Raw genomic sequence first — 20,701 nt, 5'->3', positions numbered from 1 at the left:
GGTGTGTGACAACCCGTAAATAACCGAGGTGGTCGAGCGCCAAACCGGATCTATCCTCCGGATGGGAAGTTTATTTCGCCGATGGCAAGGATTCGGCTACGGCAGTACGCATGACCAGGTGTTTCGCCGCATCGGCCAGGGCGGCATCCATTGTCGAGAACGCCATTTTCGGGGGATCGGACAGGTCGAACCAGGCCAGATCGGTGGACTCGGCGGGGTCGAGCCGGATCGCCGACGGGTCCAGGGTCGCGAAGTAGAAGCAGTCCAACACCGGCAGAAGCTCGTTCTGGAACTCGTACGCGCCGACGTACATGCCGATGAAGCCTGTGATCTGGATCTCGACGCCGAGCTCCTCGCGCCCCTCGCGGATCGCGGCCTCCAGCGGGTGCTCGAAGCCGTCGCAGAACCCGCCCGGCGTCTCCCAGAGTCCGGCCATGGGCTCCATCGCCCGGCGCAGCGCCAGGAACCGGCCCGCGTCGTCGAGAATGACCAGGCTCGCGGTCGGACGGGCGTTGACGTAGAGCTGGTACCCGCAGGCCGAGCACGCCGTCGGCGGCCGACTGGCCAGCGCCGCCCCGCACCGAGAGCAGAAACCGGCGGTCGGACCGGTCGCGAGCGGCGCCCGGTCCGACGACCCGGTGCTCACTTCTTCGCGGCCTTGGCGTCGCCGGCGGAGTCCGAGGTGGACAGGGCGGCGATGAAGGCCTCCTGGGGCACCTCCACCCGGCCGACCATCTTCATCCGCTTCTTGCCTTCCTTCTGCTTCTCCAGCAGCTTGCGCTTGCGGGTGATGTCACCGCCGTAGCACTTGGCCAGCACGTCCTTGCGGATCGCCCGGATGGTCTCGCGGGCGATGACCCGGCTGCCGATCGCGGCCTGGATCGGCACCTCGAACTGCTGCCGGGGGATCAGCTTCTGCAGCTTCGACGCGATGTTGACGCCGTAGTTGTAGGCCTTGTCCTTGTGGACGATCGCGCTGAAGGCGTCGACCGCCTCGCCGTGCAGCAGGATGTCGACCTTGACCAGGTCGGAGTGCTGCTCGCCCGAGGGCTCGTAGTCGAGGCTCGCGTACCCCTTGGTGCGGCTCTTGAGCTGGTCGAAGAAGTCGTAAATGATCTCCGCCAGCGGCAGCGTGTAGCGCAGCTCGACCCGGTCGGTCGAGAGGTAGTCCATGCCGAGCAGCGACCCGCGCCGTCCCTGGCACAGCTCCATCACCGCGCCGACGTAGTCGTTGGGTGTCAACACCGTCGCCCGCACCACCGGCTCGTAGACCTCGGCGACCTTGCCGACCGGGTACTCGCTCGGGTTCGTCACCGTGATCTCACTGCCGTCGTCCATGATCACGCGGTAGACCACGTTGGGCGCCGTGGAGATCAGGTCGAGGGCGAACTCGCGCTCGAGCCGCTCCCGGATGATCTCCAGGTGCAGCAGGCCCAGGAAGCCGCAGCGGAAGCCGAAGCCGAGCGCGGCGCTGGTCTCCGGCTCGTAGACCAGCGCGGCGTCGTTGAGCTTGAGCTTGTCGAGCGCGTCGCGCAGCGCCGGGTAGTCGGAGCCGTCGATCGGGTAGAGGCCCGAGTAGACCATCGGCCGCGGGTCCTTGTAACCGCCGAGCGCCGTGGTGGCCGGCCGCCCGTTGATCGTGACCGTGTCACCGACCCGCGACTGCCGGACGTCCTTCACGCCGGTGATCAGGTAGCCCACCTCGCCGACGCCGAGGGCCGGCGACTTGACCATCTCGGGCGAGATGACGCCGATCTCCAGGAGCTCGTGCGCGGCGCCGGTCGACATCATCTTGATCCGGTCGCGGGCCTCGATCCTGCCGTCGATCACCCGGACGTACGTGATGACGCCGCGGTAGATGTCGTACACGGAGTCGAAGATCATCGCTCGGGCCGGCGCCGCCGCGTCGCCGACCGGCGGCGTGAACTGCCGGACGATCTCGTCGAGCAGGTGCGCGACGCCCTCGCCGGTCTTGCCGGAGACCCGCAGGCAGTCCTCGGGCCGGCCGCCGATCAGGTGGGCGAGCTCCTCGGCGTACTTGTCGGGCTGCGCCGCCGGCAGGTCGATCTTGTTGAGCACCGGGATGATGTGCAGGTCGTTCTCGAGCGCCAGGTAGAGGTTGGCCAGCGTCTGCGCCTCGATGCCCTGCGCGGCGTCGACCAGCAGCACGGCGCCTTCGCAGGCGGCGAGGCTGCGGGACACCTCGTACGTGAAGTCGACGTGCCCCGGGGTGTCGATCATGTTGAGGACGGCCTGCTCACCGGCCTGCTCGCCCTCGCGTACGGTCCACGGCATCCGGACCGCCTGCGACTTGATCGTGATGCCGCGCTCGCGCTCGATGTCCATGCGGTCCAGGTACTGGGCACGCATCTGGCGCGGGTCGACCACCTCGGTCAACTGCAGCATCCGGTCGGCCAGCGTCGACTTGCCGTGGTCGATGTGGGCGATGATGCAGAAGTTGCGGATGCGCGCCGGGTCGGAGGAGCCAGGCTGGTTGGCGCCGGGGTCGAGCGTCGGTGGCACGGTGGTCCGTTCTGGTCGGCGTCGGTCAAGGTCGCTCTCTATGCTCCCATGTCCAATTGGGTTGGCCGGCAGGGCGCGGTCCGGCAGCATGCTGGCCATGCTCGCGCCACCGCCGTTCGCCTACGACGCGACGGCCAGCCGTCCGTCCTGGGGGTCTTTGTCCGCAGACCTGCGGGCAGCGATCGAGGACCGGCTGGGCGCGCCGGTGGTCGCGGCTTCGCCGGCCGGGGCCGGCTTCACCACCGGCTTCGCCGCGCTCCTGTCGACGGCCGCGGGGGACCAGGTCTTCGTGAAGGCCGCACGCTCCGCGGACCAACGGCATCTGTGCGACTGGTACGCCCACGAGGCGCTGGTCTCGGCGGTGTTGCCGGCGGCCGTGCGCGCACCGCGGCCGCTCTGGACCCTGGCCACGCCGGACTTCTTCGTGCTGTGCGCCGAGGCGGTCCCGGGCCATACCCCCGCGTTGCCCTGGTCGCCCACGGAGCTGACGGCAACCCTGGACACCTGGGCCTCGGCGGCCGCGGCCCTGGCCGACCCGCCCCAGGCGCTGCTCGACCTGCGGCTGCCCGCGCTGGCCCCGATGCTGGCGGACGAGTTCGGGGGCTGGCGGTGGATGGCCGAGGGCCGCGTGCCGGTGCCGGCGGCGGCTTCGCCGGCCCGCGACCGCCTGCGCGCGTTGGCCGCCCTGGAATCGCACGCGCCGGCGCTGGTGGCGTCCACGAGCCACGAGCTCACCCACTGCGACCTACGCCTGGACAACGTGATCATCGACGGCGCCGGCCAGGCCTGGCTGTGCGACTGGAACTGGCTCTGCCACGGTCCCGCGTGGTTCGACACGGCGGTACTGCTGATCACGGCGCACGCCGGCGGCCTCGACGCCGATCGGCTCTGGTCGTCGCATCCGACGACGGCTGAGGCGCCGGCGGGCGCCTTGGACGCGGCGTTGGCGGCGCTGTCGGGCTATTTCCTGACTCGCGGCGCCGCGCCGCTCAACGACGCGGCCCCGACGGTCCGCGCCCACCAGACCTGGCACGGCGAAGTCGCCCTCGACTGGCTCTACACCCGCCAAGGCTGGAAATAACTGGGCGCAAGCTGGGTCCAGGGGACGAAAGACCAGGATCTGGACTCGGGTCCGTCGGGGGCGCGACCGTTGCTCCCGCCAGAGACCGGTCGCTCCGCTCCCTGCCAGGTCCGCGGAACCAGCCCGAACAACCAACCGCCTCGCGGCCCGGCGGTCGGACACGCTGGCCCAGCCGAGTGGGCAATTGCTTCGCGGCCTTGGTGTCGGCAGCCGCCGGCCCGGCCCCGGCGCTCACGCCTCGCGTGTTCGGTTGACCTTGACATCGTGGCAAGGCCTTCACTGGGTTGCGGAGGTGGTTCTGATGGTGGTGCCGACAGAAGAGACGGAAACCACGCGCGCTCGTCGGGCCTTAACGCACGGCGATCCGTCCGTGCGGGTGCGGGCGGCCATGGCCGTGGGGACCGCGCCGGATCCGCGGCTCGTCGACGACCTGGTCGAGCGGTGCGCGGTCGAGGCCGAGTTCTCCGTGCGCGAGATGCTCACCTGGGCACTCATCCGCTACCCACCGGCGGTGACGGTGCCCAAGCTCGTCGGCGAGCTTCGGTCGCGGCGGCCGCAGGCGCGGAGTCAGGCTTTGCACACCCTTTCCAAGATCGGAGATCGGCGGGCGTGGCCGGCGATCAGCCGGGAGCTACTCACCGACCCCGACGACGAGGTGGCCCGGAGTGCCTGGCGGGCGGCCGTCGTGCTCGCCCCCGATGACGCGAGGTTCGAGTTGGGTCAGGTGCTGGCCACGCAGCTCGGTCGTGGCGGCAAGGACATCCGGTTGAGCCTCAGCCGGGCGTTGGTCGCGCTCGGTGAGGTGATCACGCCGATCCTGCGGGCGGCCGCGGAGGCTGCGGATCCTCTGGTACGCCAGCACGCGATCGCCACCGAGCGGCTGGTGCTCGACCCGGATGCCGGGTTCGAGTTGGCGATCGAAGAGGCGAAGCGGATCGTGGCACTGGGCGGCGGCCGGGAGGGGTCTTAGGCGGTGTTGATCGGCGATGTGGCGCGACGGTCGGGGGTCAGCGCCCGCATGCTCAGGCATTACGACTCGCTCGGACTGGTACGGCCGACCGGGCGCAGCACTGCCGGCTACCGCGAGTACTCCGACGCCGATATCCGCCGGATCTTCCACGTCGAGAGCCTGCGGTCACTGGGGCTGTCGTTGCGCGAGGTAGCGCGTGCGCTCGACGATCCCGCCTTCACGCCCGCGGGGCTGGTCGACGACCTGGTGCGCCAGACGCGGGAACGCATCGCGGCGCAGACGGCGTTGCTCACCCGGCTCCACCGTATCGGTGACGCGGAACCCGCTGACTGGACGGACGTACTCCAGACCGTCGCCCTCCTCCAGGAGTTGGGGTCGGACAGCGCCGCGCGGCGCCAGCGGGCGGCTCTGACCGCGGATGACGAGGTGCCGGTCGCGGCGCTGGTCGAGGCCGCACTGAGCGAGACGGACCCGAACGTCGCGGGCGCCCTGCGCTGGGCGCTGGCGCGGGCGGGCGACGGCGCGATCACCCTCCTGGCGGAGGGCCTGAAATCACCGGCACCCGAGGTACGCGAACGCGCCGTCCGATCCGTCGCCGAGGTCCCCGGGGACGCGGCGACCGACGTGCTTCGCGGCGCGTTGGCCGATGACGACGTCGCGATCCGGGGATACGCGGCCCTGGCACTCGGAAACCGTGGCGTGGCAGCCGCGATCCCGTACCTGATCGACATGATCGTCGATGAGCGGTCCGACGCTGACGCGGCCGACGCGCTCAGTGGGTTGGCGGGCGAGCCCGCGGTGGCGGATCAGATCGCGACCGGCCTGGTGGCGGGCCTCGCCCACAACGACGCGGGCGTACGTCGCCGGCTCACGCAGGCACTCGTGGACATCCCTGGGGACTCCGCGACCCGTACCCTCGAAGCTCTGTCCCACGACGCCGACGGGGTGGTCGCCGGGACCGCGAAGTACGCCCTCGGGCTGCGCGCCGCGCCCTGATGGATCTTGGATGCCCGGGGGCGTTTTGGCCCGTCAATGGGTTCCTGGTAATCTGGTTTTTCGCGTGTGGCGACGGTTCGCCTGCGCCCCATTCAACCAACGAAGAGCAGGACGAGGCTGTCGCGTGGCGAACATCAAGTCCCAGATCAAGCGCAACCGGCAGAACGAGAAGCGCCGTCTGCGTAACAAGTCGGTCAAGTCGTCGCTGAAGACCGCGATCCGCCGCTTCCACGAGGCGAGCGCGGCCGGCGAGACCGAGAAGGCCGCCGAGCTGATGCGCGAGGCGTCCCGCAAGCTGGACAAGGCTGTCAGCAAGGGCGTCATCCACAAGAACCAGGCTGCGAACCGCAAGTCGGCCATCGCCAAGAAGGCCAGCGCGACTGCCGCCTGATCCACCCGGATCCCCGCTGAGGGCCGGCCGCAACCACCGCGGCCAGGCCCTCGCGCCATTTCCAGCGGCCCTGCACCGAGGCCGTCCACGCACTGCCGCCACCGGCCGCTCGCGCTGTTTCGGCGGTTCCTCCCTGCAGGCCGTGCGCTCGGTCGGCCGCAGGCAGCCGCTCGCGCCCTTTCCACGAACCCATGGCGCATGCGCCGCCAGAGCGGGTGCCGTCCTCGGCCGGGCGCTGCCGGCGTCCGTGCCGGCCGCCGGCGAAGCTCGTTGCGGTCGCGCCGCCCGCCCAGGATGACCGGGGTCGGCTCCTTGGCTGCGGCCACGTAGCGTGGGCGCATGACAGGGCGCGTTCTCTCGGTCAACACTGGTCGGCGCAAGATCACGGATTACGCCGATGGGCCTGGTGGGCAGACCGGTATCGACAAGCAGCCGACCATCGACCGGGTTTCGGTGTCGGATGCTGGCGTCGACGGTGACTACATCGGCAACCGGCGGGTTCATGGGAGTCCGGAACAGGCCGTTTACGCCTATGCCGTCGAGGATGCTCGTTGGTGGGCCGACGAGCTCGGCCGCGAGCTGTGGGCCGGCTCGTTCGGCGAGAACCTCACCACCGAAGGCATCGACGTCACCGGCGCGCGGATCGGTGAGCGGTGGGCGATCGGGTCCGCGGTCGTCCAGGTGACGAAGCCGCGCGAGCCCTGCATGACCTTCGCCGGGTTCTGGGGCGTCCCCGACCTCATCAAGCGCTTCAGCAAGCGCGGCGCGCCCGGCGCCTACTTGCGGGTGCTGACGCCCGGCCAGATCGGTGCGGACGACACCATCGAGGTGATCCACCGTCCCGACCACGACGTCACCATCGGCCAGATGTTCCGCGCCTTCAACGGTCACCCGGAACTGCTCCCGACCCTGCTGGCCGCCACGGACATCCCGGAACCACTACTAGCGAAGATCCGCCGCCGCGTGGGCTCCAAGACGATCTGAGCTGAACCGACCGCGCAGGTGGCAGGGCCGGGCCCCCAAGGGCCTGGCCCGGTCTCCGGCGGGAGCAACGGTCGTGCCCCCGGCGGACCCGGGCCAGGTCGAGGGTCTTGACGTCAGGTCAGCGGAGCCAGGGGATGTTGCGGTCGAGGAGGCCCCGCGTCTTGAGCTCCTTGCGCAGCGGGATCTCGTCGTCGATGTAGCCGTCCCAGTTGATGCCCCAGTAGTTCGCCGTGTGGGTGCCTTCGCCGAGAAGCTGGCGCTGCACCGGCGTGCGGTTCTGCCACCACTGCGACGCCAGGTCCGGGTGCAGTTCGTCGAGCGGGCGGATCCACCGGTACGTGTAGCCGACGAACAGCATCTTGCGCGTGATGGTCGACAGGTTCGTCGAGCGCGAGTGCCACTGGCGGCGGTCGAAGATGAACGCGTCGCCGGGGTTCGCGGTGATCTCGACCGTGCCCTCGGGGTCCGGGTTGTGGACCGTCAGGTCGGCCGGGCGGGGCAGCGAGTTCCAGAGGTGGCTGCCCGGGATGACCTTGGTCGCGCCGCGGCCGGTCTCGGACAGGTCCGAGAGGACGTACGCCACCTTCAGCGAGAACATCGGGCGCGGGAGGTTCGGGTCCATCGTCTCCGGGTCGGAGTTCTGGCGGTACCCGTCCTGGTGCCAACCCCAGTACGGCTTCTCCGGCTCCAGCGCCGGCGGCGTCACGTCGAGGTGGTTGTGGTGCGTGTAGATGTTCCAGCCCGCGAGGCCCCACATGTACGGGAAGGCGATCGGGTGCGTGAGCAGCTCGCCGAACAGCTCGTCGCGGTCGAGGAAGCCGAGCAGGTGGAGGGTGCCGTCCTTCGTGGTGTTGCCGGCGGCCCTCTCCTCCGCGTACACGCGGTCGACCGCCTCTTCGAGCGCGGCCCGGTGGTCCTCGGTCAGGACGTTGCGCAGGAGCATGAAGCCCTGCTCGTGGAACTCCTTGCGGTCGACCTCGCTGATCGGCTCATAGCCGGTGCGGCCTCCGTAGTCGAACACGTGATTCCTCCTCGTGACGTCGCTGGGGCCGTCACTCGACCGTCGTTCGGGCCGTCGCCGGCCCCTGATAACGCAAAACCCGAGGGGATTTCGCGCACATCCGGCGATGCTAGAGCCACTTGTCGTCCCGAAAACACTTCTTCCGGCTGAGAATCTGCGGCGTTCGGGGGATCGGCACGATCCGGAGGGGCGCCATTACGACGGGCGATGATAGGTCACCCTAAATGTCTGCAAAAAGGGCGCAAGATCGCACGGAAAGTGAGATAGAACTCAGTTCGCGCCTGGTGAACGACGGGCGATTCGCACCCAACGGGTCAGGCGTCCGCGAAGACCTCGGCCAGGACCTGGGTCGTGCCGGCGCCCTCGACCTTGGACCAGCGGCCGCCATCGGCCGACCATTCCAGCCCCGCGAACCGGACCGTCTTCACCCCGTGGTCCGTCGCGTGGGAGACCAGCCAGTGCGCGTAGCGCCAGCCCGCGGTCGCGTCGGCGGCGGCCACCGCGAACCCGGCGCCCTCCGGCACCGTCTCGACCTTGCCCCAGTCCAGGTTGAGCACCTTGGTCAGCGACGTCGCGGCCAGCACGCCCCGCATCAGCGGCTCGCCCGGCACCGTGCAGGCGACCGCCCCGGTCGCCCGGCCGAGCAGCGCCGCGGCCAGCACGCCGGCCTCGTCTGCCCACTTCTCGTAGGCCTCCGGGTACGCCGACCGCTGCACCGCCTGGGCCGCGTCCGTGACCCGCATGTCCTGCCAGCCGCGCACCTTCTTGAGGCCGGTGTAGAACTTGCCGGCCGCGTAGCGCGGGTCGCGGATCTGCTCCGGTTTGCCCCAGCCCTGGCTCGGGCGTTGCTGGAACAGCCCGAGCGAGTCGCGGTCGCCGCCGGGCAGGTTCTCCAGCTTCGACTCCTGCAACGCCGTCGCGAGCGCCACCACCACACCGCGTTCCGGGACCTTCCGGCGTACGCCCACCGCGGTGATCGTGGCGGCGTTGGCCATCTGGGCGGCGTCGAGGGTGACCGGCGGGCTGTCCTCGCCGGCGCGCACCGTGCAGTCGCGGGACGGGGCCGGAAGTGTGATGTCGGGCGCCTTGAAGTCCTGCTTGCTCAGCCAGACGCCGAACGCCGCGACCAGGAAGAGCGCGACGATCCCGACAATGACGCCACGACCTCGCACCGACACCTCCGCGCTCCTGTTGTGGCAAAGGTTACGACGACGGGGCGACAGCGGGAAACGACATCGCGGCTACGTGGCGTCAACCAGGGATCCAGGAAGGGTCGCGCTTCTCGCGGAACGCGGCCACGCCCTCGCGACCTTCCTCCGACAGGAAGTAGCCGACCGAGCGGGCGCCGAGCTCCGCGGCGTCGTCGCGGACCGAGGCCAGGGGAGTACGGGACAGCAGCTCCTTGGTGCCGGCCAGGGCGCCGGGCGCGCCGCGCACCAGGGCCGCGCAGTAGGACCGGACCGTCGCGTCCAGCTCCTCCACACGCACGGAGGCGGTGACCAGGCCGATCTCGGCCGCCCGGGCGCCGTCGAACAGCTCGCCCGTCAGATACAGGGCCTGCGCCGCGCGGGGCGACAGCCGGCGGAGCACGGTCGACGAGATCACCGCCGGGATCACCCCGAGCCGGACCTCGGTGAAGGCGAACGTCGCCTCCGAAGCGCACAGAGCGATGTCGGCGGCGGCGACCAGGCCGAGCCCGCCGGCCCGGGCCGGGCCGCCGATCCGGGCCACGACCGGCTTCGGGCACTCGACCACCGCGGCCAGGACGTCGCCGAGCATGCCGACCGGGACCTGGCCCGAGGCGTACGCGGCGGCAGTCTCCTTGAGGTCGGCGCCCGAGCAGAACACCGGCCCGGTGTGTGACAGCACCACCACCCGCACCGCGGGATCGGCCACAGCCGCCGCCAGGGCGTCCAGCAGCTCGGTCATCAACGGTGTCGACAGCGCGTTGCGGTTGTGCGGGCTGTCGAGGGTGAGGGTGGTAACCCCACGGTCGGTGTCGACCCGGACGAGAGTCATGGGGCGCACACTAGTGGAATGCCCGGTCCACTTCCCGACGGCGAAGCCGTGCCGTCCGACGGCGCGCTGCCCGACTCCGCCCTTCGTGCGGTCGGCGCGCGCGGCTTCGGCGTCTACGTGCACGTCCCGTTCTGCACCTCACGGTGCGGCTACTGCGACTTCAACACGTACGCGCCGGGCGACCTGCCGGGCTGGCGCACCGACGGCTACGCCGACACCGTGCTAGCCGAGCTCGAGCTCGCGGCGCGGACGCTGGGCACGGCTCCGGCCGTCGACACGGTCTTCGTCGGCGGCGGCACGCCCACGCTGCTGCCCACCGACGACCTGGCCCGGATCCTCGAGGCGATCGACAAGACCTGGGGGCTCGCGCCGGACGCCGAAGTGACCACCGAGGCCAACCCCGAGTCGGTCACGCCGGAGAGCCTGCGTGGGCTGCGTGCCGCCGGCTACACCCGGATCTCGCTGGGAATGCAGTCGGTCGCGCCGGGCGTGTTGCGCGTGCTGGACCGCAAGCACTCGCCGGGGCGGGCGGCCCAGGCCGCCATGGAGGCGCGCGCGGCCGGCTTCGACCACGTCAACCTGGACCTGATCTACGGGACGCCGGGGGAGACCGCCGACGACTTCGCCGCCTCGCTGGCGACCGCGATCGGCGCCGAGGTCGACCATGTCAGCGCGTACGCCCTGATCGTCGAGGACGGCACCCGGCTGGCCACCCGGATCCGCCGCGGCGAGCTGCCGCAGCCGTCCGACGACGTGGCCGCGGACCGCTACCTGGCGGCCGAGGCGGCACTGAGCGCGGCCGGCTTCGACTGGTACGAGGTCTCGAACTGGGCCACCACCACGGCCGGGCGGTGCAGGCACAACCTGCTCTACTGGACCGGCGGCGACTGGTGGGGCGTCGGCCCGGGGGCGCACAGCCACGTCGGCGGCGTGCGGTGGTGGAACGTCAAACATCCCGCCGCGTACGCGCAGCGCCTGGCCGAGGGCCGCTCACCGGGCGCGGGCCGGGAGGTGCTGACCGCCGGCGACCAGCACACGGAAGACGTCATGCTGCGCCTGCGGCTGGCCTCCGGGCTGCCGCTGGACGTGCTCGACCCGGCGGGCCGCCGGGCCGCGGAGCGAGCCGCGGCCGACGGTCTGCTGGAACTCGACGGCGGCGTCGCGGTGCTGACCCTGCGGGGCCGCCTGCTCGCCGACGCCGTGGTCCGCGACCTGCTCGACTGAGAAGCGAGCCGAGCAGATCGCGAACCGGGGAACTACTTGATCATGTTGACGCTCATGGGGTAGCGGTAGAGCTGCCCCTCGTTGGCCTTGACGCCCGCCACGATGCCGAAGATCACCTGGAGCACCAGGACGATCACGCTGGGGATGAAGAGCAGGCACCAGCTCACGAACACCAGCACGAACGCGATGATCGACCAGAGCAGCTGGAAGTTCAGCGCCGCGACGGCGTGCGCCCGGACCGTCGGCGACTGCTGACCCTTGGCCAGGTAGGCGACCAGCGGGCCCACGAAGCCGAGCACGCCGAGGCTGACGAACGCGCCGAGCGCGCCGCCGAAGTGCGCGACCATCGCCCAGGTCTTCTCTTCACTGTTGGCGAAGCCCGCCGGGGCCGCGCCACCGTAGTAACCGCCCTGGGGCGGGTAGCCGCCGCCCTGTGGTGGGTAGCCACCGCCCTGGGGCGGGTAGCCGCCACCCTGCGGGGGATAGCCACCGCCCTGGGGCGGGTAGCCACCACCCGGCGGCGGGTAGCCACCGGCGGGCGGGTAGGCGCCGCCACCCGAGGTAGGCGGCGGGTAGGCGCCGCCACCCGAGGTGGGAGGCGGTGCGGAGTTGGGATCCGGGTAGCCCTCGCCGGGCGGCCGGGGTGGCTCAGTCATGCCTGCACCGTAGGGGTATCGATCAACCCGCGCCAGATGGGAGTTCTGACTTGTTCTGGACAGCTTGGCCACGGCAAACACCGATCATCGCCAGGCGGACGGGTGCGTCGTAGACTGGCACTCGCTACAGTCGAGTGCCAAAGGGCGCAAGGGGGTGACGCATGGCTCTCGATGACCGCAAGCTCGACGTGCTGCGGGCGATCGTCGAGGACTACGTCGCCACCCAGGAACCGGTCGGCAGCAAGTCCCTCGTCGAGCGCCACCAGCTGGGCGTTTCCCCCGCCACGGTGCGCAACGACATGGCGGTGCTCGAGGACGAGGGTTACATCCGGCAGCCGCACACCAGCGCCGGCCGGGTGCCGACCGACCGGGGCTACCGGCTCTTCGTCGACCGGCTCTCGACGGTCAAGCCGCTGAGCCCGGCGGAGCGCCGGGCGATCGAGCGGTTCCTGGTGGGCGCGGTCGACCTCGACGACGTGGTGCACCGCACAGTGCGGCTGCTCGCCCAGATCACCCGTCAGGTGGCGGTCGTCCAATACCCCAGCCTGGCCCGCTCGACGGTTCGCCACCTCGAGCTGGTGCCGATCTCCACCACGCGGCTGATGGTCGTGATGATCGCCAACACGGGGCGGGTCGAGCAACGCCAGGTGGAACTGCCGGCGCCGCTCGACGAGAGCCAGGTCACCACCCTGCGTCGGCTGACCAACGAGAAGCTCTGTGGCAGCAAGCTCTCCGACACGCCGCCACTGGTGCAGGCGCTGGTCGACGAGGCTCCCCAGGAGCTGCGCGCGGCCACCGTCGCCCTGTCGACGGTGCTGCTGGAGACGCTGGTCGAGCGGCACGAGGAGCGGGTCGCGCTGGCCGGCACGGCCAACCTGACCCGCGGCGGGCTGCTCGACTTCCAGGGCTCGCTGCGCCCGATCCTCGAGGCGCTTGAGGAGGAGGTCATCCTCCTCAAGCTGATCGGCGAGGTGGAGCCGATAACCCGGGTCCGGATCGGCGACGAGAACGAGATCGACAACCTCCGCGGCACCTCGATCGTGAGCACCGGCTACGGCCCCGGCGTCACGATCGTGGGTGGCCTGGGTGTGCTCGGACCCACTCGGATGGACTACCCCGGCACCATCGCGACCGTGCGCGCCGTGGCACGCTACGTAGGCGAGATGCTGGCCCAGAACTGACACCACCCCCCACCTGATCACCGGCGGCCGGCACAAGCGAGACGACATGAGGACTCAGAACACAGTGGCCAGGGATTACTACGGGATTCTCGGCGTCGCCCGAGACGCCAGCGACGACGAGATCAAGCGCGCCTACCGCAAGCTGGCGCGTCAGTACCACCCGGACGTCAACCCCGATCCCGCGGCGGCCGAGAAGTTCAAGGAGATCAACGCCGCGTACGAGGTGCTCTCGGACGACCAGAAGCGGCAGATCGTCGACCTGGGCGGCGACCCGCTCGCCCCGGGCGGCGGTGGGCCGGGTGGTGGCCCGGGTGCCGGCCCGTTCGTCGGCTTCCAGGACATCATGGACGCGTTCTTCGGCGCGGCCGGCGGCGGCGGAGCGCGTGGCCCGCGCCCGCGCACCCGGCCCGGCGCCGACGCGATCCTGCGGCTCGAGCTCGACCTGCTGGAGACCGCGTTCGGCGTCGAGGCGCCGATCACCGTCGACACCGCTGTGCTCTGCACCACCTGTGCCGGCGCCGGCACCGCGGCCGGCACCCACCTGGCCACCTGCGAGACCTGTGGCGGCCGCGGCGAGGTGCAGTCGGTCCAGCGCACGTTCCTCGGCCAGGTCGTCTCGTCCCGCCCGTGCACCGTCTGCCAGGGCTACGGCACGGTCATCCCGCACCCCTGCCCGACCTGCGCCGGTGACGGCCGCGTGCGCACCCGCCGCTCGCTGACCGTGAAGATCCCGGCCGGCGTCGAGGACGGCATGCGCATCCGGCTCGCCCAGCAGGGCGAGGTCGGTCCGGGCGGCGGCACGGCCGGCGACCTCTACGTCGAGATCCACGAGCGGCCGCACGACGTCTACTCCCGCAAGGGCGACGACCTGCACTGCCGGGTCACCGTGCCGATGACGGCGGCGGCGCTCGGCACCCGACTGACCATCAAGACGCTCGACAGCGAGGAGACGGTCGACGTCAAGCCGGGCACCCAGCCCAACTCGACCCTGCGGCTGCGCGCCCGCGGCGTGCCGCACCTGCGCGGCGCCGGGCGTGGCGACCTCTACGTGCACCTCGACGTGCGCACCCCGGCCAAGCTGACCGCCGACCAGGAGCGCGTGCTGCGCGAGTTCTCCCGGTCCCGGGGCGAAGAGGTGGCCGAGCTGACCAAGCAGGGCGGCTTCTTCTCCCGGGTGCGCGACGCGTTCAACGGACACTGACGCCTTGCGTCCAACAGCACAGTGAGCAGATCTCAGTTTTTGGTCGACGCGCTGCCTAACGGCGACGAGTTCGTGCTCGACGGCCCTGAGGGACGGCATGCCGCCGCCGTGCAACGGATCGGCCCCGGCGAGGAGCTGCTCCTCGCCGACGGCCGGGGCGCGACGGCGGAGGCGGTGGTCACGGGTGCCGGCAAGAACAGCCTGACCCTGACGATCCGATCCCGGGCGTACGAGTCGGCGCCCGACCCCCGCCTCGTCGTGGTGCAGGGCATCGCGAAGGGCGACCGGGGCGAGCTGGCCGTGCAGGCGATGACCGAGGTCGGCGTCGACGAGATCGTGCCCTGGGCCGCGACCCGCTCGGTGAGCCGGTGGCGGGCCGAGCGCGGCGACAAGGCCCGCGACCGCTGGGTCGCGACCGCCCGCGAGGCGGCCAAGCAGTCCCGGCGCGCCTGGTGCCCGACGATCGCCGGCGACCCCGACGAGTCGACCCGCGTGGTCGCGGCGCGGCTCGGCGCCGCCGCGGCCGCGTTCGTGCTGCACGAGGAGGCCACGACCCCGCTCGCCACGGCCGCGCTGCCGACGCACGGCGACGTGCTGCTCGTGGTCGGGCCGGAGGGCGGAATCACGCCGGACGAGGTCGCCGCGTTCGAGGAAGCGGCTGCCACGCCGGTGCGGCTCGGACCGACAGTGTTGCGGACCTCGACGGCGGGCGTCGCCGCGCTGTCGGTGCTCAGCGCCCGGCTGGGCCGCTGGGGCTGAGGGTCAAACCCGCGCCGGCTCCGGGCCGTTTGCGGCCGACACCGCGGTGGCCCGCGCTGCGTCCGGGCCGTTGCGCCCGGCACAGCACCGAGGCACGGCGCTGACCGGGCATAGATACGAGTTGACGGCCGGCACCCACGGGGGAAGGCGCCGGCCGTCCCATATACGAGACCACATCACCCGGTCTTCAGCAAGTCCGGCCTCCCCGTTCGAGCGAACGTCGAACGTGCGCCATTTGCCGACCAGGGCAAGATCGTCCTTAGCTCACAGATCGACCGTGGCCGTGACCTTCAGGTCGGCCACCGAGGCCCCCGCCTCGACCCGGTAGGTGCCCGGGACGGTCTGCCAGCCGCCGTCCGCCCAGACCTGGAACGTCCGCTCCGGCAACGGGATCCGCACGGTCACGGCCTCGCCCGGCTCGGCCGTCACACCCGCGAAGCCGGCGAGCCAGCGGGCCGGCCGCACCGGGCCACCGTCGGTGGTCGGGGCGACGTACACCTGGACGACCTCGCGGCCCGCTCGCGCGCCTGTGTTCCGCACGGTGACCACCGCGGCGCCCTCCTCGACGGTCATCGAGTCCCAGGACCACGTGGTGTAGCCGAGGCCGTGGCCGAAGGGGAACAGGGGTTCGCGGTCTCGGGCCTCGAGACCGGCGGCTGGCCCGGCGGTCCAGCCCCGGTAGCCGATCAGCACGTCCTCGTCGTAGGTCAGCGTGCCGTCGGTCGGCGTGGTGGACAGCACCGGCAGGTCGGCCATCGTCCGCGGCCAGGTGGTCGGCAGCCGGCCGCCCGGCTCGGCCACCCCGAGCAGCACGTCGGCCAGTGCGGCGCCGGCCTCCTGCCCGGGGAACCAGGTGAGCAGCACCGCGGCCACGTCGTCGACCCACGGCATCAGCACCGGGGAGCCGGCGTTGACCACGACCACGGTGCGCGGGTTGGCCGCCGCGACCCGCGCGACCAGCTCGTCCTGCCGGCCGGGCAGGGCCAGCGTGGTGCGGTCGAAGCCCTCGGACTCGACCTCCTCCGTCGTGCCGACGACCACGACCGCGACGTCGGCCTCGGCCGCGACGCGGGCCGCCTCGGCCAGCAGCGTCTCGTCGTCGGCGACCGGGCGGCCGTGGCCGAGGGTCAGCGTCACGAAGCCGTGCCGGCCGGGGTAGATCTTGTGCGTGAGCACGACCTCGACCGGCTTGCCGGCGACCGCCTCGACCGGGAAGCGCCGCTCCACCGGGGTGAGGAACGCCGTGGTCAGCGGGTCGTCGCCGGTCCAGTAGACGGGCTCGTCGAGCAGCGTGTCGCCGCCGACCTGGAACACCAGGTCGCCGAAGCCGTTGGCGGCCAGCTGGTGGGTGCCGGTGACCGCGGGGGTGAACGTCGCCGAGATCTCGACGGTGGCGGCCGCGGCCGGGTCGACGCCTTCCGGCAGGTCGCCCATCCAGCGCACGTCGGCGGCGTCGATCGACGCCTCGTAGAGCGGGTTGCCGGCCGCGTCGCGCAGCGTCGTCGCGATCGGTGTCCACTCCAGGCCGGTGGCGGCGGCGAGCTCCGGGCGGGGGTCGGCGCCGACGGCGTAGACGACCTCGGTGTCCGGCAGCGCGGCGGTCAGCCCCGCGAGCGGGGAGATGATGTGCCGCGGCAGCACCCGGGCCGAGCCGCCGCCCTGGATCCGGGCGTCGTCGGCGAGCGCGCCGAGCACCGCGACCCGGCGCAGGGCACCGGCGTCCAGCGGGAGCATGTCCGCGTTGCGGGCCAGGACGAACGAGCGGGTGGCGATCTCCCGGGCCGCGCTGTCGAGGTCGAGGCCGGTGGCCACCGCGTCCGACGGCACCGCGGGCGGAACGCGGTCCCAGGCGCCGACGCGGCCGGCGAGCAGCAGGATCCGGCGCACCTTGTCGTCGATCACGTCCTCGGCCACGTCACCGGCGCGGACGGCGGCGAGCAGCTTGTCGCCCCACGGCGCGGCGAAAGCCGGCATCACCACGTCGAGGCCGCCGTTGGCGGAAGGCACCGTGGTGCGGGCGGCCGTCCAGTCGGAGACGACCGCGCCGTCGAAGCCCCACTCGCCCTTGAGCAGCCCGTTGACCAGCTCGTCCTGCTCGGTCATCGGCGAGCCGTTGACGCCGTTGTACGCGGCCATCAGGCTCCACACGCCGGCGGCGACGATGCGCTCGAACGGCACGAGGTAGAGCTCACGCAGCGCGCGCTCCGAGACCCGGACGTCGACCGTGAACCGCTCCGTCTCGGAGTCGTTGGCGACGTAGTGCTTCACCTGTGCGCCGACCCCCTGCTCCTGAAGCCCGGCCACGTAGCCGAGGCCGATCTCGGCCGTCAGCAGCGGGTCCTCGGAGTAGCACTCGAAGTGCCGGCCGGCCAGCGGGCTGCGGTGCAGGTTGACGGTCGGCGCGAGCAGGATGTGGATGCCCCGGGCGCGGCACTCCTGGCCGAGCACCCGGCCGGCCAGCCGGGACAGCGACGGGTCCCAGGTCGCGGCCAGCGCGGTCGGGCTGGGCAGCGCGATCGATGGGCGATCGGGCGACCAGCGCACGCCGCGGACGCCGATCGGGCCGTCCGACATCGTGAGGTTGGCCAGGCCGATCTCGGGGACGGCCGGCAGCCGCCAATAGTCCTGACCAGTCAAAAGCCGGACTTTGGTCTCGAGGTCGAGGGTCGCGAGAGCGCTCTCTATCGCGGCCCGATGCGTCGTGTCCACCACGCCGGTCATCATGCCCTATGCCCGGAGGGCACGGGGCTGCGTCAGCAGCCACGTGGCCGAGGACCCATTCCTGACGTGCGCGCCCTACGATCGCCCTCGTGACTGACTGCCTCTTCTGCCGCATCGTGGCCGGTGACATCCCCGCGACCGTGGTCCGCGAGACGGATACCACGCTGGCCTTCCGCGACATCGACCCGAAGGCCGCGGTGCACGTGCTCGTCGTGACCAAGGAGCACTACGTCGACATCGCCAGCCTGGCGCAGGCCGACCCCGAGCTGACCGGCGAGCTGATGGACACGGCGGCCACCGTCGCCGAGACCGAGGGCCTGCTCGCCGACGGGTTCCGACTGATCTTCAACACCGGTGTGTACGGCGGCCAGGAGGTCGACCACGTCCACGCGCACGTGCTCGGCGGGGAGCCGCTCGGCCCGATGGTCTGCAAGTGAAGGCGCTCGACCGGCTGGTCCGCGAGGCCCAGGCCAAGGGCCGCATCCCGGCGCTGTCCGCCGCCGTGCACCGCGCGGACCGTCCGCTGTGGACCCTCGCGGTCGGCGCGGAGCCCGAGGCCGCGTTCCGGATCGGCTCGGTCACCAAGACGTTCACCGCCGTGCTGGTCATGCGCGCCCGAGACGCCGGCCTGCTCGACCTCGACGACCCGATCGGCCGGCACCTCGACGTGCCCGCACACGGCGAACTGACCGTCCGCCGGCTGCTCTCGCACACGAGCGGGATCCAGCGCGAGCCGCACGGCGACGTCTGGGACACACTGGTCGCCCCGGACGCCGCCCAGCTCGTCGCCGACCTGGACCGGGTCGAGCGGGTGCTGCCGCCGGCCCGCCGCTACCACTACTCGAACCTGGGCGTGGCCCTGCTCGGCCTGACCGTGGCCCGGCTGCGCGGCGGCACCTGGGGCGAGGTGCTCGCGGACGAGATCCTCGGCCCGCTGGGCCTGGCCGGCACCTCGGTCGCCCGCCCGGCCAACGCGACCACCGGCTACCTGGTCGACGCCTACTCCGACGCCGCCCGGCCGGAGCCGCCGCTGGACTTCGGCGCCGTCGGGCCGGCGGCGCAGCTCTGGAGCACCGCGGCCGACATGGCGAAATGGGCGGCGTTCCTGGCTGATCCGGCCACCGTCGACCCGGCGGGCGACGTGCTGGCGTCCGCGTCGGTCGACGAGATGAGCTGGCCGGTGACCACCACCGACCAGGGACTCTGGGCGGTCGGCTTCGGGCTCGGGCTCATCCTGGTGCCGCGTGGCGACCGGGTGGTGCACGTGGGGCACGACGGCGCCATGCCCGGCTTCCTGGCCGGCGTCTACGGCCGTCCGCGGGCGGTGAGCGGCCAACCCGGCCCGGCCGGCTTCGGCGCCGCCGTGCTGGGCGCCTCGGGCACGGCGCTGGAGACCGTGGAACTGCCTCACCAGCTGCTCACCGCTTCCGCCGATGGCGACCCCGCCGAGATCCAACCGTGGACCCCCGGCGAGCCGGCCCCGGAGCACTACCGGTCGGTCCTCGGCCGCTGGTGGGGTGAGGGCTTCGAGTACGTCTTCAGCTGGCACGACGGCGCGCTGCGGGCGCGCGGTGCCGGGGATCCGGCCGGCCGGCCCCCGTCGACGTTCCGGCCGTCGGCTGACAATCCAGACATTCTCCGTACCGTGTCCGGTCGTGAGGTTGGGGAGTTGCTCCGGTTGACCCGCGACGCCGACGGGCGGGTGGTCCGGATGCACTGGGCGACCTACCGGTTCACCCGGGACCAGCAGACGTTCGAGGGGCAGTCGTTCACCGTGTGAGGCCCGGGCCGCTGTGACGCGAGGAAATGCGCGCGGTGGGCACAGGGTTGAACCGATACGATTGACGCCTAACGACCGGCACGAGATGAGAGCAGGTGGCGCAGGGCCCACGGGTCCGACTTATGACCGGCACTCCACCCCCCGGACAGCCCCGGGTGCAGACCAAGATCACGGTCCCTGACCCGCAGATCATGGTCAACCTCGTCGGCGCAGGAGACGAGATCCTGCGGCTCGTCGAGCGCTCGGTCGCCAGCGACGTCCACGTGCGCGGCAACGAGATCACCATCACCGGCGCCCCTGCGGAGAACGCGCAAGCCGAGCGCCTCTTCACCGAGCTTCTGGAGCTGATCCAGAAGGGTGAGACGCTGACCACCGACGCCGTTCGCCGCACGGTCGGCATGCTCGAGCAGGGCACCGCCGAGCGCCCCGCCGACGTGCTCACGCTCAACATCCTGTCCCGCCGCGGGCGCACCATCCGCCCGAAGACGCTGGGCCAGAAGCGCTACGTCGACTCCATCGACGAGAACACCATCGTCTTCGGCATCGGCCCCGCCGGCACCGGCAAGACCTACCTGGCCATGGCCAAGGCGGTCCAGGCGCTGCAGGCCAAGCAGGTCAACCGGATCATCCTGACCCGTCCGGCGGTCGAGGCCGGCGAGCGGCTGGGCTTCCTGCCCGGCACGCTCTACGAGAAGATCGACCCCTACCTGCGCCCGCTCTACGACGCGCTGCACGACATGCTCGACCCCGAGTCGATCCCGAAGCTGATGGCGGCGGGCACGATCGAGGTCGCGCCGCTGGCCTACATGCGCGGCCGCACGCTCAACGACGCGTTCATCATCCTCGACGAGGCCCAGAACACGACGCCCGAGCAGATGAAGATGTTCCTTACCCGGCTCGGCTTCGGCTCCAAGGTGGTCGTCACCGGCGACATCACGCAGGTCGACCTGCCCGGCGGCTCGACCAGCGGTCTGCGCCTCGTGCGCGAGATCCTCGACGGGCTCGACGACATCCACTTCGCGACGCTGAGCAGCAGCGACGTGGTGCGCCACCGGCTCGTCGGCGAGATCGTCGACGCCTACGGCAAGTGGGACGAAGAGCGCGAGAGCCGCCAGGCCCAGGGTGTGCACGCGGTCCCCGGCCGGGGTGCCGCACAGGCGACCGGCGGCCGAGCCGGCCGGCGCCGATAGCCAG

General features: G+C 71.6%; 19 protein-coding genes. 12 read left to right on the top strand and 7 right to left on the bottom strand.

What is annotated here, in order from left to right; all coding sequences use genetic code 11:
* Positions 1 to 70 precede the first annotated feature (70 nt).
* Both AB0J88_RS24325 and lepA read right to left on the bottom strand, forming a co-directional pair.
* Positions 71 to 646: an NUDIX domain-containing protein gene (locus AB0J88_RS24325; protein ID WP_364358089.1), complete on the bottom strand. Its 576-nt coding sequence runs from the start codon at positions 644 to 646 to the stop codon at positions 71 to 73.
* Positions 643 to 2,523 carry a translation elongation factor 4 gene (gene lepA, locus AB0J88_RS24320; protein WP_364358086.1) on the bottom strand — a complete coding sequence of 627 codons (1,881 nt, stop codon included), beginning with the start codon at positions 2,521 to 2,523 and terminating at the stop codon, positions 643 to 645. Before lepA ends, AB0J88_RS24325 begins: the two co-directional genes overlap by 4 nt.
* 97 nt (positions 2,524 to 2,620) lie before the next feature.
* On the opposite strand from lepA, the gene AB0J88_RS24315 reads away from it, so the two are divergent.
* The 5 genes from AB0J88_RS24315 (at position 2,621) to AB0J88_RS24295 (ending at position 6,945) form a co-directional block, all read left to right on the top strand.
* Complete coding sequence (locus AB0J88_RS24315) at positions 2,621 to 3,604, top strand: phosphotransferase (protein ID WP_364358083.1); 984 nt, start codon at positions 2,621 to 2,623, stop codon at positions 3,602 to 3,604.
* Between the two features lie 304 nt (positions 3,605 to 3,908).
* Entirely contained in the window at positions 3,909 to 4,574 is a 666-nt protein-coding gene (locus tag AB0J88_RS24310; RefSeq protein WP_364358425.1) for a HEAT repeat domain-containing protein, read from the top strand.
* A gap of 3 nt (positions 4,575 to 4,577) precedes the next feature.
* Positions 4,578 to 5,570, top strand: a complete 993-nt coding sequence (locus AB0J88_RS24305; protein ID WP_364358080.1) for a HEAT repeat domain-containing protein — start codon at positions 4,578 to 4,580, stop codon at positions 5,568 to 5,570.
* Positions 5,571 to 5,694: 124 nt separating this feature from the next.
* The gene (rpsT, locus tag AB0J88_RS24300) at positions 5,695 to 5,961 is read left to right on the top strand and encodes a 30S ribosomal protein S20 (RefSeq protein ID WP_364358077.1); all 267 of its coding nucleotides are present in this window, start codon (positions 5,695 to 5,697) and stop codon (positions 5,959 to 5,961) included.
* 339 nt (positions 5,962 to 6,300) lie between these two features.
* Positions 6,301 to 6,945, top strand: a complete 645-nt coding sequence (locus AB0J88_RS24295) for an MOSC domain-containing protein (RefSeq protein ID WP_364358075.1) — start codon at positions 6,301 to 6,303, stop codon at positions 6,943 to 6,945.
* A gap of 118 nt (positions 6,946 to 7,063) precedes the next feature.
* On the opposite strand, the gene AB0J88_RS24290 is transcribed toward AB0J88_RS24295, so the two are convergent.
* The 3 genes from AB0J88_RS24290 to AB0J88_RS24280 form a co-directional block, all read right to left on the bottom strand.
* On the bottom strand, positions 7,064 to 7,966 hold the full coding sequence (locus tag AB0J88_RS24290; RefSeq protein WP_364358072.1) for a phytanoyl-CoA dioxygenase family protein: 903 nt from the start codon (positions 7,964 to 7,966) through the stop codon (positions 7,064 to 7,066).
* Between the two features lie 314 nt (positions 7,967 to 8,280).
* Positions 8,281 to 9,138: a hypothetical protein gene (locus tag AB0J88_RS24285; RefSeq protein ID WP_364358069.1), complete on the bottom strand. Its 858-nt coding sequence runs from the start codon at positions 9,136 to 9,138 to the stop codon at positions 8,281 to 8,283.
* Positions 9,139 to 9,217: 79 nt separating this feature from the next.
* On the bottom strand, positions 9,218 to 9,985 hold the full coding sequence (locus AB0J88_RS24280) for an enoyl-CoA hydratase family protein (RefSeq protein ID WP_364358066.1): 768 nt from the start codon (positions 9,983 to 9,985) through the stop codon (positions 9,218 to 9,220).
* 18 nt (positions 9,986 to 10,003) lie between these two features.
* Between AB0J88_RS24280 and hemW the strand changes: the two genes are divergently transcribed.
* A complete protein-coding gene (hemW, locus tag AB0J88_RS24275; protein ID WP_364358063.1) occupies positions 10,004 to 11,209 on the top strand; it encodes a radical SAM family heme chaperone HemW in 1,206 nt (401 codons plus the stop codon).
* 32 nt (positions 11,210 to 11,241) lie between these two features.
* On the opposite strand, the gene AB0J88_RS24270 is transcribed toward hemW, so the two are convergent.
* On the bottom strand, positions 11,242 to 11,865 hold the full coding sequence (locus AB0J88_RS24270; protein ID WP_364358060.1) for a DUF4870 domain-containing protein: 624 nt from the start codon (positions 11,863 to 11,865) through the stop codon (positions 11,242 to 11,244).
* Positions 11,866 to 12,026: 161 nt separating this feature from the next.
* Here AB0J88_RS24270 and hrcA point away from each other — a divergent pair, with 161 nt between their 5' ends.
* From hrcA to AB0J88_RS24255, 3 genes are all read left to right on the top strand, one after another.
* The gene (gene hrcA, locus AB0J88_RS24265) at positions 12,027 to 13,046 is read left to right on the top strand and encodes a heat-inducible transcriptional repressor HrcA (RefSeq protein WP_364358057.1); all 1,020 of its coding nucleotides are present in this window, start codon (positions 12,027 to 12,029) and stop codon (positions 13,044 to 13,046) included.
* Positions 13,047 to 13,110: 64 nt separating this feature from the next.
* Positions 13,111 to 14,247 carry a molecular chaperone DnaJ gene (gene dnaJ / locus AB0J88_RS24260; protein ID WP_364358422.1) on the top strand — a complete coding sequence of 379 codons (1,137 nt, stop codon included), beginning with the start codon at positions 13,111 to 13,113 and terminating at the stop codon, positions 14,245 to 14,247.
* Between the two features lie 21 nt (positions 14,248 to 14,268).
* A complete protein-coding gene (locus tag AB0J88_RS24255) occupies positions 14,269 to 15,006 on the top strand; it encodes a 16S rRNA (uracil(1498)-N(3))-methyltransferase (RefSeq protein WP_364358054.1) in 738 nt (245 codons plus the stop codon).
* A 264-nt stretch (positions 15,007 to 15,270) separates the two neighbouring features.
* On the opposite strand, the gene AB0J88_RS24250 is transcribed toward AB0J88_RS24255, so the two are convergent.
* Positions 15,271 to 17,718, bottom strand: coding sequence for a glycoside hydrolase family 3 C-terminal domain-containing protein (locus AB0J88_RS24250; protein WP_364358051.1), 2,448 nt, complete (start codon positions 17,716 to 17,718; stop codon positions 15,271 to 15,273).
* Positions 17,719 to 17,816: 98 nt separating this feature from the next.
* On the opposite strand from AB0J88_RS24250, the gene AB0J88_RS24245 reads away from it, so the two are divergent.
* The 3 genes from AB0J88_RS24245 to AB0J88_RS24235 all read left to right on the top strand — a co-directional run bounded on the left by AB0J88_RS24245 (position 17,817) and on the right by AB0J88_RS24235 (position 20,697).
* The gene (locus AB0J88_RS24245; protein WP_364358048.1) at positions 17,817 to 18,164 is read left to right on the top strand and encodes a histidine triad nucleotide-binding protein; all 348 of its coding nucleotides are present in this window, start codon (positions 17,817 to 17,819) and stop codon (positions 18,162 to 18,164) included.
* Positions 18,161 to 19,507, top strand: coding sequence for a serine hydrolase domain-containing protein (locus AB0J88_RS24240; RefSeq protein WP_364358045.1), 1,347 nt, complete (start codon positions 18,161 to 18,163; stop codon positions 19,505 to 19,507). The genes AB0J88_RS24245 and AB0J88_RS24240 overlap by 4 nt, the downstream gene beginning before the upstream one ends.
* Positions 19,508 to 19,629: 122 nt before the next feature.
* Positions 19,630 to 20,697, top strand: coding sequence for a PhoH family protein (locus AB0J88_RS24235; protein WP_364358042.1), 1,068 nt, complete (start codon positions 19,630 to 19,632; stop codon positions 20,695 to 20,697).
* Positions 20,698 to 20,701 lie beyond the last annotated feature (4 nt).

The organism is Asanoa sp. NPDC049475, from assembly GCF_040676915.1.
Lineage (GTDB): Bacteria > Actinomycetota > Actinomycetes > Mycobacteriales > Micromonosporaceae > Asanoa.
The sequence above is the reverse complement of the archived record's forward strand: the minus strand, read 5'-3'. Positions and strand labels throughout refer to the sequence as shown.

Coding starts and splice junctions, on each gene's coding strand:
- hemW (WP_364358063.1), top strand. CDS start 10,004: ATGCCCGGTCCACTTCCCGACGGCGAAGCCGTGCCGTCCGACGGCGCG.
- AB0J88_RS24280 (WP_364358066.1), bottom strand. CDS start 9,985: ATGACTCTCGTCCGGGTCGACACCGACCGTGGGGTTACCACCCTCACC.
- AB0J88_RS24315 (WP_364358083.1), top strand. CDS start 2,621: ATGCTCGCGCCACCGCCGTTCGCCTACGACGCGACGGCCAGCCGTCCG.
- AB0J88_RS24235 (WP_364358042.1), top strand. CDS start 19,630: ATGACCGGCACTCCACCCCCCGGACAGCCCCGGGTGCAGACCAAGATC.
- AB0J88_RS24295 (WP_364358075.1), top strand. CDS start 6,301: ATGACAGGGCGCGTTCTCTCGGTCAACACTGGTCGGCGCAAGATCACG.
- hrcA (WP_364358057.1), top strand. CDS start 12,027: ATGGCTCTCGATGACCGCAAGCTCGACGTGCTGCGGGCGATCGTCGAG.
- AB0J88_RS24270 (WP_364358060.1), bottom strand. CDS start 11,865: ATGACTGAGCCACCCCGGCCGCCCGGCGAGGGCTACCCGGATCCCAAC.